16 protein-coding genes are annotated in these 15,866 nt (G+C 58.7%); 11 read left to right on the top strand and 5 right to left on the bottom strand.

Annotation, left to right across the window (positions count from 1 at the left end):
• The first annotated feature begins 144 nt into the window (after positions 1-144).
• Together AC1DHT_RS19985 and AC1DHT_RS19980 are read left to right on the top strand one after the other, a co-directional pair.
• The gene (locus AC1DHT_RS19985; protein ID WP_477761437.1) at positions 145-603 is read left to right on the top strand and encodes a DUF4879 domain-containing protein; all 459 of its coding nucleotides are present in this window, start codon (positions 145-147) and stop codon (positions 601-603) included.
• Between the two features lie 80 nt (positions 604-683).
• Positions 684-1,235, top strand: a complete 552-nt coding sequence (locus AC1DHT_RS19980) for a DJ-1 family glyoxalase III (protein ID WP_427538003.1) — start codon at positions 684-686, stop codon at positions 1,233-1,235.
• On the opposite strand, the gene AC1DHT_RS19975 is transcribed toward AC1DHT_RS19980, so the two are convergent.
• On the bottom strand, positions 1,201-2,484 hold the full coding sequence (locus tag AC1DHT_RS19975) for an MFS transporter (protein WP_427538000.1): 1,284 nt from the start codon (positions 2,482-2,484) through the stop codon (positions 1,201-1,203). The genes AC1DHT_RS19980 and AC1DHT_RS19975 overlap by 35 nt on opposite strands.
• 397 nt (positions 2,485-2,881) lie before the next feature.
• Between AC1DHT_RS19975 and AC1DHT_RS19970 the strand changes: the two genes are divergently transcribed.
• The 3 genes from AC1DHT_RS19970 to AC1DHT_RS19960 are packed head-to-tail and all read left to right on the top strand — an operon-like array spanning position 2,882 to position 5,554.
• The gene (locus AC1DHT_RS19970; protein ID WP_427537997.1) at positions 2,882-4,318 is read left to right on the top strand and encodes a cytochrome ubiquinol oxidase subunit I; all 1,437 of its coding nucleotides are present in this window, start codon (positions 2,882-2,884) and stop codon (positions 4,316-4,318) included.
• Between the two features lie 3 nt (positions 4,319-4,321).
• Positions 4,322-5,329, top strand: a complete 1,008-nt coding sequence (gene cydB / locus AC1DHT_RS19965; RefSeq protein ID WP_427537994.1) for a cytochrome d ubiquinol oxidase subunit II — start codon at positions 4,322-4,324, stop codon at positions 5,327-5,329.
• A gap of 57 nt (positions 5,330-5,386) precedes the next feature.
• Positions 5,387-5,554: a DUF2474 domain-containing protein gene (locus AC1DHT_RS19960; RefSeq protein WP_427534066.1), complete on the top strand. Its 168-nt coding sequence runs from the start codon at positions 5,387-5,389 to the stop codon at positions 5,552-5,554.
• An 84-nt stretch (positions 5,555-5,638) separates the two neighbouring features.
• Here AC1DHT_RS19960 and AC1DHT_RS19955 read toward each other — a convergent pair whose 3' ends face one another.
• Complete coding sequence (locus AC1DHT_RS19955; protein WP_427537991.1) at positions 5,639-6,763, bottom strand: methyltransferase; 1,125 nt, start codon at positions 6,761-6,763, stop codon at positions 5,639-5,641.
• 203 nt (positions 6,764-6,966) lie between these two features.
• Positions 6,967-7,683 carry an autoinducer binding domain-containing protein gene (locus tag AC1DHT_RS19950; protein WP_427537988.1) on the bottom strand — a complete coding sequence of 239 codons (717 nt, stop codon included), beginning with the start codon at positions 7,681-7,683 and terminating at the stop codon, positions 6,967-6,969.
• Positions 7,684-8,026: 343 nt separating this feature from the next.
• On the opposite strand from AC1DHT_RS19950, the gene AC1DHT_RS19945 reads away from it, so the two are divergent.
• Positions 8,027-8,803 (top strand): ferredoxin--NADP reductase, encoded by a 777-nt coding sequence (locus AC1DHT_RS19945; protein ID WP_427537985.1) that lies wholly within the window; start codon positions 8,027-8,029, stop codon positions 8,801-8,803.
• 43 nt (positions 8,804-8,846) lie between these two features.
• Here the strand turns inward: AC1DHT_RS19945 and mscL are convergent, their stop codons facing one another.
• On the bottom strand, positions 8,847-9,260 hold the full coding sequence (gene mscL / locus AC1DHT_RS19940) for a large-conductance mechanosensitive channel protein MscL (protein ID WP_427537982.1): 414 nt from the start codon (positions 9,258-9,260) through the stop codon (positions 8,847-8,849).
• A gap of 284 nt (positions 9,261-9,544) precedes the next feature.
• Here mscL and katB point away from each other — a divergent pair, with 284 nt between their 5' ends.
• The 3 genes from katB (at position 9,545) to radA (ending at position 13,117) form a co-directional block, all read left to right on the top strand.
• The gene (gene katB / locus AC1DHT_RS19935; RefSeq protein WP_427537979.1) at positions 9,545-11,086 is read left to right on the top strand and encodes a catalase KatB; all 1,542 of its coding nucleotides are present in this window, start codon (positions 9,545-9,547) and stop codon (positions 11,084-11,086) included.
• A gap of 63 nt (positions 11,087-11,149) precedes the next feature.
• Positions 11,150-11,704 (top strand): ankyrin repeat domain-containing protein, encoded by a 555-nt coding sequence (locus AC1DHT_RS19930; protein WP_347928831.1) that lies wholly within the window; start codon positions 11,150-11,152, stop codon positions 11,702-11,704.
• Positions 11,705-11,749: 45 nt separating this feature from the next.
• Complete coding sequence (gene radA, locus AC1DHT_RS19925) at positions 11,750-13,117, top strand: DNA repair protein RadA (RefSeq protein ID WP_019691594.1); 1,368 nt, start codon at positions 11,750-11,752, stop codon at positions 13,115-13,117.
• A 34-nt stretch (positions 13,118-13,151) separates the two neighbouring features.
• Here the strand turns inward: radA and AC1DHT_RS19920 are convergent, their stop codons facing one another.
• Positions 13,152-13,532, bottom strand: coding sequence for a PilZ domain-containing protein (locus tag AC1DHT_RS19920; RefSeq protein WP_347928832.1), 381 nt, complete (start codon positions 13,530-13,532; stop codon positions 13,152-13,154).
• Positions 13,533-13,680: 148 nt separating this feature from the next.
• Between AC1DHT_RS19920 and AC1DHT_RS19915 the strand changes: the two genes are divergently transcribed.
• Together AC1DHT_RS19915 and AC1DHT_RS19910 are read left to right on the top strand one after the other, a co-directional pair.
• Positions 13,681-15,747, top strand: a complete 2,067-nt coding sequence (locus AC1DHT_RS19915; RefSeq protein WP_429538993.1) for a carbon starvation CstA family protein — start codon at positions 13,681-13,683, stop codon at positions 15,745-15,747.
• Between the two features lie 15 nt (positions 15,748-15,762).
• Positions 15,763-15,866: CstA-like transporter-associated (seleno)protein (locus AC1DHT_RS19910; RefSeq protein WP_442114540.1), on the top strand; the 104-nt coding region annotated here is incomplete at its 3' end.

Raw genomic sequence — 15,866 nt, 5'->3', positions numbered from 1 at the left:
CGCCTGAGTATTTTCTGTCGGTCGGAAAAAGCCGCGCATCATACCAGCAGCGTGCGGCTATGGCTGCCTAATGGCGTTGATCGTCGGCGATGTTTTGCAGTTTGAGGGAGTGGGGCATACTGCGCGCTGGTTTTGGGAGTGGATATGTCTTCTATAAAGAACAGGATGATTCTGGCTTTTGGCCTGTCTGGCGCCATGTTGCTCGGTGCGCACACCGCACTGGCAGCGTCCGCACCACCGCTGAGCGAAGTCAAGGTGCTCAAGGTCCAGTCGACCTCCTGCGGCATTGAAGATATTGCGCCAGGGCAGGACAAGACGAAGTGCGATCACGCAGGCCCCAACATCAAGATCTACGTGCTGGAGATCGGCTACGGCCGCCTGCCGAATGCAACGCTGGACGGCTTTGAAGTCAATGGCGTGCGGGCCCCGGTCTGCGCCTATGGCAACGGCAATCTGACGGAATGCTCAGGCGTGGCCAGTAAAGTTGTCGGCAACCTCTACACCTTTGATCTGGCGGGTAAGCAGGAAGGGACGTTCACGTTMAGCAATACCTCGATCAATGCACCGGGCAACAGACTGTCGACGCAGCTGTACATCAAGTAACTTTCACTGGGTAACAGCACGCTCGAACATCTGTCAGCAAAGCTGACTACGCTTTAAGGATCACCCTGTGGACGCAGACCATGACCTTTAGAGCCCTGATTACCCTTGCCGAAGGTATCGACGACCTGCAAGCCGTGACACTGATCGATGTGTTGCGCCGGGCGAAAGTCGAAGTGGTGGTGGCGAGCATCGAGTCACGGCGCATGCTCACCTGCGCCCGTGGCACCCGATTGACCGCCGACGCGATGCTGATCGATGTGTTGGCGCAACCGTTCGACCTGGTCGTTTTGCCGGGTGGCGCCGTCGGCGCTCAGCGCCTGGCCGCTCATCAACCCTTGTTGCAACTGGTCCAGGATCAATCCGCCGCCGGGCGCATGTTTGCCGGTATCGCCGAGTCACCGGCGCTGGCGCTGCAAGCCTTTGGCGTATTGCGTCAGCGGCGCATGACCTGCCTGCCCTCGGCCAGTCATCAACTGCTCGGCTGCACGTTCGTCGATCAACCCGTGGTCATCGACGGCAACTGCATCACCGCTCAAGGTTCGAGTGCTGCCCTGGCGTTTGCCTTGGTGCTGGTTGAACGACTGTGTGGCAAAGCCGTCAGGGCTGCTGTGGCGGGGGAGTTGCTGGCGTAGCAGACACCGCTGAGACTTTCGCCTCCTCCACCGGCACATGCATGCGGTCGCGTTGGGCCAGGGTCGGGAACAGTTTGATCCATGTCCCGGTGACCAGCAGCGTGCCGATTCCGCCCATCACCACCGCCGGTACGGTGCCGAACCAGTGAGCGGTGAGTCCGGATTCGAATTCGCCCAACTGGTTCGAGGCACCGATGAACAAACCGTTCACCGCGCTGACCCGGCCGCGCATTTCGTCCGGGGTTTCCAGTTGCACGAAGGACGCGCGGATCACCATGCTGATCATGTCAGCGGCGCCGAGCACCACAAGCACCGCCAGCGAGAACCAGAACGAGGTCGACAGGCCGAAGGCGATGGTCGCGACGCCAAACACCCCGACAGCCGTGAACATGACCCGTCCGACGTTGCGTTCCACGGCAAACCGCGCCAGCCATAACGACATCAGCAAGGCCCCGACCGCTGGCGCCGAGCGCAGCAGGCCCAATCCCCAGGGACCGGTCAGCAGGATGTCCTTGGCAAACACCGGCAGCAGCGCCGTGGCGCCTCCGAGCAATACCGCGAACAAATCCAGTGAGATCGCCCCGAGAATGTCCGGGCGGCTGCGAATGAAACGAATCCCCGCGAGTAACGAATCCAGGGTCGCCTTGCCCTTGTTCAGCGGGGTTTGCCGTGCGGGAAGGTTGAGCATCAGGCTGCAGGCGATGAGGTACAGAATCACCGTCGGGCCATACACCCAGACGCTGCCGAAGGCATACAACAATCCGCCCAGCGCTGGCGCGACGATGGTGGCTGACTGTTGAGCCGACTGGGACGCGGCCACCGCGCGCGGAAACAGCGCACTGGGGACAATCGTCGGTAATAACGCCTGGGTGGTCGGCATTTCGAATGAACGGGCGGCGCCGAGCAGGAACGCGAGGATGAAGATCATCTCGCGAGTGACGTGGTCAGTGGCGCTGCCAATCGCCAGGGCGAGGGCGATCATCGCCTGTACGGACTGGCAGATGGCCGCGACCTTGCGCCGGTCATAGCGGTCTGCCACATGCCCGGTGTGGAGCATGAACAACACCCGTGGCGCGAACTCCACAAGCCCGACCAGACCCAGGTCCAGCACGTTGCCAGTGAGTTGGTAGAGATTCCAGCCGATGGCCACGGTAAGCATCTGGAAACCGCTGGCGGTGAACACCCGAGCCAGCCAGAAGGCAATGAATGGGCGGTGATGGCGCAACAACAGCGGGGCTTGGGTCGGCATCGGCGGGTAGTTCTGAGCGAGGAAAAATCGAGATTATCACCAACTTGTAACCTGAAGTTGCGTGTGCGGAGAATTTAGTTAGCTAGACACCTATCCTGAAGCCCGCGTCCTGTCTTCGCCACAGCCAATACCGCAGCCCTGAACAGAGCGGTGAGGCAACCTGTCACGCGGCAAAAGACCACACAGGCGGGCGCTGAAAATGGGACTACTCTTTCATCGTTACTTGATCCAGATCAAAACCCTTGGTGGATTTGCTCTGACGGCCAGATGGCCAGACTCCCTGCGTTGCGATGGTTGTAAAAAAACAACGAATTTGAATTCGCCATACTCCATAACCGTGGGGGCGGTGGGTGCAGGCTTCCAGCCAGCAGCCGTATTACCAGACAGAGGAAGACTTATGTTCGGTTTGGAGGCACTTGATCTCGCCCGAATTCAGTTCGCGTTCACCATCTCGTTCCACATCCTGTTCCCGGCGATCACCATCGGCCTGGCGAGTTACTTGGCGGTGCTCGAAGGCTTGTGGCTGAAGACCCACAACGATACCTACCGTGATCTTTACCACTTCTGGTCGAAGATCTTTGCCGTCAACTTCGGCATGGGGGTGGTCTCCGGATTGGTCATGGCTTATCAGTTCGGCACCAACTGGAGCCGCTTCTCGGACTTTGCCGGTTCCGTCACCGGGCCGCTGCTGACCTATGAAGTGCTCACCGCGTTCTTCCTCGAAGCCGGTTTTCTCGGTGTCATGTTGTTCGGCTGGAACAGGGTCGGGCGCAAGCTGCACTTCTTCGCCACCGTCATGGTGGCCATCGGCACGCTGATCTCGACGTTCTGGATTCTGGCCTCCAACAGCTGGATGCAAACCCCGCAGGGCTACGAAATCGTTAACGGCCAAGTGATTCCGGTGGATTGGATCGCGGTGATCTTCAACCCGTCGTTCCCCTACCGCCTGATGCACATGGCTACGGCAGCATTCGTTGCCACTGCATTCTTCGTCGGCTCGTCGGCCGCCTGGCACCTGTTGCGTGGCCGTGATAACCCGGCGATCCGCACCATGCTGTCGATGGCCATGTGGATGGCCTTGATCGTTGCGCCGATTCAGGCGGTGATCGGCGACTTCCACGGCCTCAACACGCTCAAGCATCAGCCGGCAAAAATCGCCGCGATTGAAGGTCACTGGGAAAACGTCGGCAATAAGCCGACCCCGCTGATCCTGTTCGGCTGGCCGGACATGAAAGCCGAGAAGACCAAATTCACGGTAGAAATTCCGTACCTGGGCAGCCTGATCCTGACTCACTCGCTGGACAAACAGGTCCCGGCGCTCAAGGAGTTCGCGCCTGAAGACCGGCCGAATTCGACCATTGTGTTCTGGTCGTTCCGGATCATGGTCGGGCTGGGTTTCCTGATGATCTTCACCGGTCTGTGGAGCCTGTGGCTGCGCAAGCGTGACAGGCTGTATTCGAACCGTGCGTTCCTCTACCTGGCGCTGTGGATGGGGCCATCGGGCCTGCTCGCCATACTCGCCGGTTGGTTCACCACTGAAATCGGTCGTCAGCCGTGGGTGGTGTACGGGCTGATGCGCACTGCCGATGCTTCATCCATGCACAGTTTCCTGCAGATGAGCATTACCCTGGCGCTGTTCGTCGTGGTGTATTTCTCGCTGTTCGGGGTCGGTCTTGGCTACATGATGCGCCTGGTGCGCAAAGGGCCGAAGATCAACGAAGGTGCCGAACCGAGCCACGGTGGTCCCGGGCAGCAACGTACACCGGCCCGTCCGCTTTCTGCTGCCGATGAAGGCAACGAAAACGGCGACGCCAGCCTGAACAAGGGGAATTGAGTCATGGGTATTGATCTTCCGCTGATCTGGGCCGTGATCATCATCTTCGGGATCATGATGTACGTGGTCATGGATGGTTTTGACCTGGGAATCGGCATTCTCTTTCCCTTCATCAAGGGCCACCGTGACCGCGATGTGATGATGAACACTGTCGCACCAGTCTGGGACGGTAACGAAACCTGGCTGGTATTGGGCGGTGCGGCGTTATTTGGCGCCTTCCCGCTGGCGTATTCGGTGGTGCTGTCGGCGCTGTACATGCCACTGATCCTGATGCTGATCGGCTTGATCTTCCGCGGTGTGGCCTTCGAGTTCCGTTTCAAGGCCAAGGATCGCAAGCGGCACATCTGGGACAAGTGCTTCATCGGCGGCTCGCTGACGGCAACGTTCTTCCAGGGTGTGGCGCTGGGGGCGTTTATCGACGGCATTCCGGTGGTCAATCGGCAGTTTGCCGGCGGCACGCTGGACTGGCTGACACCGTTCTCGCTGTTCTGTGGCGTGGCGCTGATCGTTGCTTATGCGCTGCTCGGCTGCACCTGGCTGATCATGAAGACCGAAGGCAAGCTGCAAAAGCAAATGCACGACCTGGCCCGTCCGCTGGCGTTCGTGGTGTTGGCGGTGACCGGTATCGTCAGCATCTGGACCCCGTTGGCCCATGCCGAGATTGCTGCGCGCTGGTTCACCCTGCCGAACCTGTTCTGGTTCCTGCCAGTGCCAATCCTGGTGCTGGTGACGATGTACGGTTTATTGCGCGCTGTGGCCCGTAACGCTCACTACACGCCGTTCCTGTTGACCCTGGTGCTGATCTTCCTCGGTTACAGCGGTCTGGGAATCAGCCTGTGGCCGAACATCGTGCCGCCGTCGATCTCGATCTGGGACGCTGCCGCACCGCCACAAAGCCAGGGCTTCATGCTGGTCGGCACCCTGTTCATCATCCCGTTCATTCTGGGCTACACCTTCTGGAGCTACTACGTGTTCCGCGGCAAGGTGACCCATGACGACGGTTACCACTAGTCTGCGTGACCGCGGCTCGGGCCAGGTGCCCGAGCTGCCTGACAGGAGCATTCGACAATGGCTGGTAAACACTCTTTGCAGGAAATCGAACAGGCTGAAAAGAAGCCGCTCTGGCAGCGCCTTGGCTGGCTGGTAATGATCTGGACCGGCAGCGTACTGGCGCTGTTTGTCGTGGCCAGCCTGATGCGCATGTTCATGAATGCGGCAGGCCTGACTACTCACTGATCGACCCGAACATCCCATCCCGTGCCTTGCGGCACGGATTTATAACCCTCCGCTGGAGGGTTTTTTTTACCTGGGCGCCGGCGCCTATTTACGGGCCTTGAGGATCACGAATTTGGGCGTTGCCGCGACCTGTTCGACACCGCGGAACAGGCGCGCCAGTTTGCTGTGATAGCCCAGATGACGGTTGCCGACGATGTACAGCGCGCCGCCCACCACCAGCGCTTCGCGAGCTTGCTGGAACATCCGCCAGGCGAGGAAGTCACCGACCACCTGTTGCTGATGGAAAGGCGGATTGCACAGCACCACGTCCAGCGACTGCGGCTCCTGCCCGGCCAGACCATCGCCCGCCCGCACGATGACTTCGCGCTCACCGAGGGCGGCCTGCCAGTTTTCGGTAGCGGATTGCACGGCCATGAACGATTCGTCCACCAGCGTGTAGTGGGCTTGAGGGTTCTGTAGGGCACTGGCGATGGCCAGCACACCGTTGCCGCAACCCAGGTCGGCGACTCGCGCGCTGCCCAGGTTTTTCGGCAGATGAGGGAGAAATGCCCGGGTACCGATGTCCAGGCCTTCGCGACAGAACACATTGGCGTGGTTGAGCAGCACGATGGCCGGCTCGTCGAGTGTGTAGCGAGTCGGGTAGGGCGACTGCGCAGGTGGTCTGGCGTCGGGTGTGGCAATCAGCAAGCGGGCTTTCTTGACTGCAAGCGACGCTTGCACCGGGCCGATGTAGCGCTCCAGCAGATCACCTGCTGCCCGTGGCAGGTGTTTGACCATGGCCGCAGCAACCACTTGCGCGCCGGGTGCCAGTTGCGTTTGCAGGCGGATCAGTTGCTCTTCCAGCAACGCCAGGGTTTTGGGGACGCGGATCAGTACCCGATCGAACGGACCGACCAGTGGCGCGCTAGCCGGTAGCACTGACACGACATCAAAGGGAAGGCCATTGCGTACCAGGTTCTTTTCCAATGCCTGGGCGGCGAGAAACGAATCACCGCTACTGCTGACCTGAACCTTGCCGACAAGGCTCGCTGCCAATGCACCAAAGCTGTCATTGAGCACCAGCACCCGGGTATCGGCGTTGGGCTGCTGTTCGGCCAGGTGATTAAGCAGGTACTCGTCGGCCGCATCGAACGCTTGCAGCGGTTCGTTCTGCTGTTCGGGCTGGCGGATCAGGTCAAGTTGGGCGAACGGGGTTTCGAGCAGGGGCATGGGGCGGGGACTCTGGATAATCAACGGGTGTCCCGCGGTTTTGCACGTATTCGATGCTGGACGGGACCGCCTGAGTGGACTGCGTCGCGGTGTCGTTCGCTTCATCACTCAGAAGGGGTGTAAATGGTACGTTTTTTTCCGTTGGATTACTCGCGGGTTTTCCGTCGTGGTCAGCGCAGACAAGCGGTGGTGCTGGCTTGGGCTCAGATGAAATGGCACTTCGTCGCTTTTACCACGGCAGAAATCCTATTGGTGACGCCCAGTTTGTGGATCGCATTTTTCAAGTGGAAATGCACCGTGCGCGAGCTGAGATTGAGGATGAGCCCAATTTCCGTCGCGGTCTTGCCTTTCGCGGTCCAGCTCAAAACCTCAGTTTCTCGTGACGATAAATGAGGCGCGCTCAAGCCAGTCGGCTGCTTGCTGGCCAGCGTTTGCATCGCGAGAACATGCAGCGCATGGCTGATGAACGTCGCATAACCGAGGTTTTCATAGAGTTCATACGTGGTGATACGACAATGGCTTCGGGCGACGCTGAGCATGCCGCTGTTGTGGTTGCGCAGGTCATGTACCGGAAGCGACCAGCCGTATTGCATGCCTTGATCCGCGAGTGCGCGCTGCATATCGGGGACGCCGGCGAACGTCTTGCTATCCCAGAGAATGGGCAGCATTGAGTGATTGCAATGGGCTACTGTCGGGTCTATTGAGCAGTAATTGTTTTGCTCATAGCGGGTGTTCCAGCGCTGTGAGTAATTATTAAGGTTTACCTTGTTAAAACAATGGGTTGTTGCATGGGAATGCATCGAAAAGGCGCAGAATTCGTAGCCAAGATTATTAAAGAAACCGAGTGCTATTTTGTAGGCATTTTCAATGTCTAACTCGCCAATCAACTGTTTTAGCTGAGTTTCCTTCCAAGTATCCATGGAAAACCTTCCTTGCATTGCACTTCGCCGCACAGGCATTAATTGGATCTAATTTTTACGTCACGAGTGTAGGATAAATATTACATGTGTGAAGTGAGTTTTTTGCTCTTGATGGGCTCGTTAAATGAACAGCGGGTTCTTAGGGGAACAGAACCTGTACAGAGCATGAGACTTCGTCCGTCAGATGTAGAGATATTAAAACTATCTTCATCTTTTAGCCGTGAACCCTGCCTTTAACTCTTTAGTTAACAGTTCGTCTGTTCATTAATACCACTACAAACCGACGGTGTTTCTTCATCCGGCTTTGCGGGACACTGGGGTAACCAGATCAATGGAGCGCCCCATGACCGCCAGCGCAGAGAAGTTCACCCGCCAAACCCTGCTCGATGTCCAACCATTGACCCCCGGTCTGTTCACGCTGCGTACCACGCGAGATCCGGGCTTTCGTTTTCGTGCCGGGCAATTCGCCCGTTTAGGGGTTACCAAGGCTGACGGCAGCACGGTTTGGCGCGCCTATTCCATGGTCTCTTCACCCCACGACGAGTTTCTCGAGTTCTTCTCCATCGTCGTTCCGGGTGGCGAATTTACCAGCGAGCTGAGTCGTCTGGAGGTGGGCGATACGCTGATGGTCGACCGTCAGGCCTTTGGTTTCCTGACCCTTGATCGCTTCGTCGATGGGCGTGATCTCTGGTTATTGTCCACAGGGACGGGAATTGCGCCGTTTCTGTCGATCCTGCAGGACTTCGAGGTCTGGGAGAAATTCGAGCGAATCATTCTGGTGTATAGCGTGCGCGAAGCGCGGGAGTTGGCTTATCAGGCGCTGATTGCTGAATTGGAAGAGCGTGAGTATTTGGCGGAGCACGCCCATAAATTGCAATTTATCACCACGGTCACCCGTGAGCCGCATCCGCAAGCGTTGAGCGGGCGTATCACCCAGTTGATCAAAAATGGCGAACTGGAGCGGGTGGCTGGCGTCGCCATCACGGCCGAACATTCGCGAGTGATGCTCTGTGGAAACCCGCAGATGATCGATGACACACGCAACTTGCTGAAAGCGCGCGACATGCGACTGAGTCTGACTCGGCGACCTGGTCAGGTGGCTGTGGAAAATTACTGGTAAAAAAACGACGCCATCAGGCGCCGTTTATTTCGCAACGCAGCCTTCAGGGCTTGTTGTTCTGCGCTTTAAGCAGGTCGCGAATTTCGCTCAACAGTTCTTCTTCCTTGGTCGGAACCGGCGGCAGGCTTGGCGCCACCGCTTCTTCGCGCTTCAGACGGTTGATGGCTTTCACGCCCGCGAAGATCGCGAACGCGACGATCAGGAAGTCGATGATGCTCTGGATGAATTTGCCGTAGGCCAGCACCACTGCCGGGACCGTGCCCTGCGCCGCTTTCAGCGTGACCGAGAGGTCCGCGAAGTCCACCCCACCGATCAGCAGGCCGATTGGCGGCATGACAACATCGCCGACAAACGACGAAACGATCTTGCCGAACGCAGCGCCGATGATAATACCGACGGCCATGTCGACCACATTACCTTTGACCGCGAAGGCCTTGAACTCACTTATCACGCCCATAGGTTATTCCTTGTTACAGATGAGGTTGGTGAACGCAGTGTAAATCAGCACGTCGGGTCTTGCTCGACACAACTTCTTACAGTGCTCGCTGCTATCGACCCGCTTACTGGCAAATAGTTTACAAAGTGCCATCAATCGCGCGCGAATACGCGCCAACCTACTGATAGACCAGAAAAAACTCTCAATCGACGCATTGCGTTCTTTCTATTTATGTTTTGACTGCCTGGTCACTAGCCTCTGTTCAGCGCACCTGGATGCGCTACACAAAACCAGAGGAGTTCGACATGACCACCGCCATTAGCCAAGGGGCTTTTTCCCATCGCCGTGTATTCGGCGTCTTGACCGCCAGCCTGCTGTCATTCTCCGTTCACGCGGCGACCCTGACCCGTGATAACGGCGCCGCTGTGGGCGACAACCAGAACTCGCAGACTGCGGGGGCCACTGGTCCGGTGCTGTTGCAGGACGTGCAACTGATCCAGAAACTCCAGCGCTTTGACCGCGAACGCATTCCGGAGCGGGTCGTACATGCCCGCGGTACGGGGGCCCATGGCAGTTTCACGGTAACCGATGATCTCAGTGACCTGACCAAGGCCAAAGTCTTTGCCGCAGGCCAGACAACGCCGGTGTTCGTGCGTTTTTCCGCGGTGGTGCACGGCAACCATTCCCCGGAAACCCTGCGCGACCCACGAGGCTTTGCCACCAAGTTCTACACCGCAGACGGTAACTGGGACCTGGTCGGCAATAACTTCCCGACCTTTTTCATCCGCGATGCAATCAAATTCCCGGACATGGTCCACGCCTTCAAACCAGACCCTCGCACCAACCTGGATGATGACTCACGCCGGTTCGACTTCTTTTCCCATGTCCCGGAAGCCACTCGGACGTTGACCGAGCTGTATTCCAACTCCGGCACACCGGCGAGCTACCGGGAAATGGACGGTAATGGCGTTCACGCCTATAAATTGGTCAATGCCAAAGGCGAAGTCAGCTATGTTAAGTTTCATTGGAAGAGTTTGCAGGGGATTAATAACCTCGACCCACAAGCCGTTACCAGGGTTCAGGGGCAAGACTACAGTCATATGACCAATGACTTGGTGGCTCATATCAATAAAGGCGACTTTCCAAAGTGGGACTTGTATGTTCAGGTTCTAAAACCGCAAGACCTGTACAAGTTTGACTTCGATCCGTTGGACGCTACCAAGATCTGGCCGGGTATCCCTGAGCGAAAAGTTGGACAAATGGTGCTCAATCGTAATCCTGCGAATGTCTTTCAGGAAACCGAACAAGTTGCCATGGCGCCGGCCAATCTAGTGCCGGGAATTGAACCTTCGGAAGATCGTTTGTTGCAAGGTCGAGTGTTCTCTTATGCCGATACGCAACTGTATCGCCTGGGCGCCAATGCGTTGCAGTTACCGATCAATGCACCAAAAGTAACGGTGAACAACGGCAACCAGGACGGAGCGATGAACACGGGTCGCAGCAACGGCGGTGTGAACTATCAGCCGAGTCGTCTGGAGTCACGTGAGGAACCTCAAGCGGCACGCTACAGCCAGTCGGCGCTGTCGGGTACGACCCAGCAGGCGAAGATCCAGCGCGAGCAAAACTTCAAGCAGGCCGGCGATCTGTATCGTTCGTTCAACAAGAAGGAGCGCAGCGACCTGATCGAAAGTTTTGGTGGCTCGCTGGCCACCACGGATGACGAAAGCAAGCACATCATCCTGTCCTTCCTCTATAAGGCTGACCCGGAATATGGCACTGGCGTGACCAAGGTCGCCAAGGGGGATCTGAGTCGCGTCAAGGCGCTCGCGGACAAACTGGTCGACTGATCGTCATTGCCTCAACCGGCTCTCGCACGACTCAGTTCCGTGCGAGAGCCCAGGAGCTATGCCATGCGAATATATCTTTGCCTGTTTCTGGCCAGCCTGGCGAGCAGCGTTTATGCAGAACCGGGTGCCGACCTGACCAAGGACCCGGTAGCGCTCAAGGCGCAATTGCAGGATTACTACTTTGACGCCGCTCGTCGCGGCGATGTGCCGATGCTCGAGACGTTCATCGAGGCGGGCTATTCCCTCGAGACTCGCGACAGCAAGGGTTACACCGCTTTGATCCTGGCGGCTTACCATGGTCAGTCTGCGGCGGTAGAGCGCTTGCTCGGCGCCGGGGCCAATGCCTGTGCCCAGGACCTGCGTGGCAATACGGCGCTGATGGGGGCGATCTTCAAGGGCGAAGTGCAAATAGCCAGGCGACTGTTGGCGACCGATTGCAGCCCGGAGCAACGTAATGGCGCAGGCCAGACGGCGGCGATGTATGCGGGCCTGTTCAAACGGGTCGAGTTGCTCGACGCGTTGGCTGCCAAGGGGGCCGACCTGAATGCCGAGGATCCGCTGGGTAACAGCGCCGCGCGTCTGGCCGCGGGCGAAATCCGTACCCCGGCGCCGCGCTGATCGTGTCCAGCTGAGCTATCATCGCGGTTTTTTCCGGGAGTTCAGATGGCCAAGGCAAAGCGCATGTACGGCTGCACCGAGTGCGGCTCGACCTTCCCCAAGTGGGCCGGCCAATGCGGCGAATGCGGGGCCTGGAACACCCTGACCGAAACCCTGGTGGAAAGTGGCGGTGCCGCTGCCCCCAGCGGTCGTACCGGCTGGGCCGGGCAGCAGGCGCAGATCAAGACGCTGGCCGAAGTCAGTGTCGAAGAAATACCACGTTTCTCCACCGCGTCCGGCGAGCTGGATCGGGTGCTCGGTGGCGGCCTGGTCGACGGCTCGGTGGTTCTGATCGGCGGTGATCCGGGGATCGGCAAGTCGACCATCCTTCTGCAAACCCTGTGCAACCTCGCAACCCGGATGCCGGCGCTGTATGTCACGGGCGAAGAATCCCAGCAGCAAGTGGCCATGCGCGCTCGACGCCTGGGCTTGCCGCAGGATCAACTGCGAGTCATGACCGAAACCTGCATCGAAACCATCATCGCCACGGCTCGGGTGGAAAAACCCAAGGTCATGGTGATCGACTCGATCCAGACGATTTTCACCGAGCAACTGCAATCGGCACCGGGCGGCGTCTCTCAGGTTCGCGAAAGCGCGGCATTGCTGGTGCGTTACGCGAAACAGAGCGGCACGGCGATCTTCCTCGTCGGCCACGTGACCAAAGAAGGCGCCTTGGCGGGGCCCCGAGTGCTGGAGCACATGGTCGACACCGTATTGTATTTCGAAGGCGAGTCGGATGGACGCCTGCGTCTGTTGCGTGCGGTGAAAAACCGCTTCGGTGCGGTCAACGAGTTGGGCGTGTTCGGTATGACCGACAAGGGTTTGAAAGAGGTCTCCAACCCTTCGGCGATTTTCCTCACCCGCGCGCAGGAAGAAGTGCCGGGCAGCGTAGTGATGGCGACGTGGGAAGGCACGCGACCGATGCTGGTGGAAGTTCAGGCACTGGTGGACGACAGCCACCTGGCCAACCCACGCCGTGTCACCCTTGGCCTGGATCAGAATCGCCTGGCCATGTTGTTGGCGGTGCTGCACCGTCATGGAGGCATACCGACTCACGACCAGGACGTGTTCCTCAACGTGGTCGGCGGGGTCAAGGTGCTGGAGACGGCGTCCGATCTGGCGTTGATGGCAGCCGTGATGTCCAGCCTGCGCAATCGGCCATTGCCACATGATCTGTTGGTGTTTGGTGAGGTTGGCTTGTCTGGTGAAGTGCGGCCGGTGCCAAGCGGTCAGGAGCGCTTGAAGGAAGCCGCCAAGCACGGCTTCAAACGCGCCATCGTGCCCAAGGGCAATGCGCCGAAGGAAGCGCCTGCCGGGTTGCGGATCATCGCGGTGACGCGACTGGAACAGGCCCTGGACGCGTTATTTGAATAAACCCAGCCCTTGTAGGAGCAGTCTGCGGCAGCTCCTACAAGAGTGGTCTAATGTGGATCAGCGCACCCAGCTCTCGCTCAAGTTCGGCCTGATCGCCCGTGTTGAGCTCGACCAGCCGCCGCAGTTTGCTGACAGACTCCAGATCGATGTACCGACAGACGAAGCCTAACTGGTGGTTATTGTCATGGGACAGTTGCACATCCATGCGGATCTCGGTGTCACTGCTCAGGTGAATGTCGACCGAAAACATCTTCTCTTCGTCCCCAAGCCAGGGCTCGGGACGTTCGATCAACAGGCCCTTGAGTGACAGGTCGAGCAGCTTCACCGGCCACCGATGTTCGCCTTGGCTGAGTTCGGTTTTGGCATCGAAGGCAATGCGTTTGAAGCGGCGGTGATTGGCGGGGTGGTCCCTCATGGCGCAATCCTCTGGGTGTTCGCTGACTATAGACCAGCATCCGCGCAGGCTGCCACTCTAGGACCTACGTCGGGGTATGGTCTTTGGCGCCAGTAGCGCTAAACTCGGGGTGGCTGTCTTTTTTGTCCACTCTGGCTGGAATAAAAAAATGAAAAATAATAATAGCCCGCTGCGCCACTTACCCTGGCTGTTGCTGGCAATCGTAGGCGCCTGTGCCCTGGGCGTAGTGGCCTTGCGCCGCGGTGAGGCGATCAATGCCTTGTGGATTGTGGTCGCGGCAGTGGCCATCTACCTGGTCGCTTACCGTTACTACAGTCTGTTCATTGCCAATAATGTGATGCAGCTCAATCCACTGCGAGCCACTCCCGCTGTCGTCAATAACGACGGTCTGGACTATGTGCCCACCAACAAACACATTCTTTTCGGTCACCACTTCGCGGCCATCGCGGGGGCTGGTCCGTTAGTCGGTCCAGTGTTGGCGGCGCAGATGGGCTATTTGCCCGGCACGCTCTGGCTGATCGCCGGTGTGGTGCTGGCCGGTGCCGTTCAGGACTTCATGGTCCTGTTCATGTCCACCCGCCGCAACGGTCGCTCCCTGGGCGACATGGTCCGTGAAGAAATGGGGCAGATCCCCGGGACCATCGCGCTGTTCGGCTGCTTCCTGATCATGATCATCATCCTCGCGGTGCTGGCGCTGATCGTGGTCAAGGCCCTGGCCGAAAGCCCGTGGGGCATTTTCACGGTGATGGCGACCATCCCGATCGCGATGTTCATGGGCGTGTACATGCGCTACATCCGCCCGGGCCGCATCGGTGAAATCTCCATTGTCGGCGTGCTGCTGTTGCTCGGTTCGATCTGGCTGGGCGGGCAGATTGCCGCTGATCCGGTCTGGGCCAAGGCCTTCTCCTTCACCGGGATCCAGATCACCTGGATGCTGATCGGCTACGGTTTCGTCGCGGCAGTATTGCCGGTCTGGCTGATCCTGGCGCCACGTGACTACCTGTCGACCTTCCTCAAGATCGGTACCATTGTCGCCCTGGCGATCGGCATCCTGATCACCATGCCCGTGCTGAAAATGCCGGCATTGACCCAGTTCATCGATGGCACCGGACCGGTGTGGAAAGGCGGGCTGTTCCCGTTCCTGTTCATCACCATTGCCTGTGGTGCGGTCTCGGGTTTCCATGCGCTGATTGCCTCCGGGACCACTCCGAAACTGCTGGATAACGAAAGCAATGCCCGTTACATCGGTTACGGCGGCATGCTGATGGAGTCCTTCGTGGCGATCATGGCGATGGTGGCGGCGTCGGTGATCGAACCGGGCGTGTATTTCGCGATGAACAGCCCTGCGGCGATCGTCGGCGGTGAAGTGATGCAAGTCGCGCAAACCGTCAGCAGTTGGGGCTTTGCGATCACCCCGGACGCCCTGCAAGCGGTGGCCAAGGACATCGGTGAAACCACCGTGCTGGCCCGTGCCGGCGGCGCGCCAACCCTGGCGGTCGGTATCGCGCAGATCCTGCACAGCGTTCTGCCGGGTGAAAACACCATGGCGTTCTGGTACCACTTCGCGATCCTGTTCGAAGCGCTGTTCATCCTGACGGCGGTCGACGCCGGCACTCGTGCCGGGCGTTTCATGCTGCAGGATTTGCTCGGCTCCTTCGTTCCGGCGCTTAAACGTACGGAATCCTGGACCGCCAACCTGATCGCAACCGCCGGTTGCGTGGCAATGTGGGGCTACCTGCTGTACCAAGGCGTGATCGACCCGCTGGGTGGCATCAACACCTTGTGGCCGCTGTTCGGTATCTCCAACCAGATGCTGGCCGGTATCGCGCTGATGCTCGCCACGGTGGTGCTGATCAAAATGAAACGCCAGCGCTAYATCTGGGTGACCTTGCTGCCAGCCGCCTGGCTGCTGATCTGCACCACCACCGCAGGCTTCATCAAGCTGTTCGACGCCAACCCGGCGATCGGCTTCCTGTCGCTGGCGAAAAAATACAGCGAYGCCCTGGCCAAYGGTCAGATYCTCGCCCCGGCCAAGGACATCACGCAGATGCAGCACGTGATCTACAACGCCTACACCAACGCAACGCTGACGGCGCTGTTCCTGTTCGTGGTCTTCAGCATCCTGTTCTATGCGATCAAGGTCGGTATCTCGGCCTGGGGCAGCAAAGAACGCACGGATAAAGAATCGCCATTCCAGGCTGTTCCAGAAGCGTAATCGAGGGTTGCAAGCATGTTCAATGACCTGAGTCGCCTCGGTAAATACCTCGGTCAGGCCGCGCGCCTGATGGTCGGCATGCCCGACTACGACACCTACGTCGAGCATATGCAAACCAA

Source organism: Pseudomonas sp. 05N432 (assembly GCF_056396945.1).
Note: the sequence above shows the minus strand (reverse complement) of the source record. Positions and strands in the feature narration are given on the sequence as shown.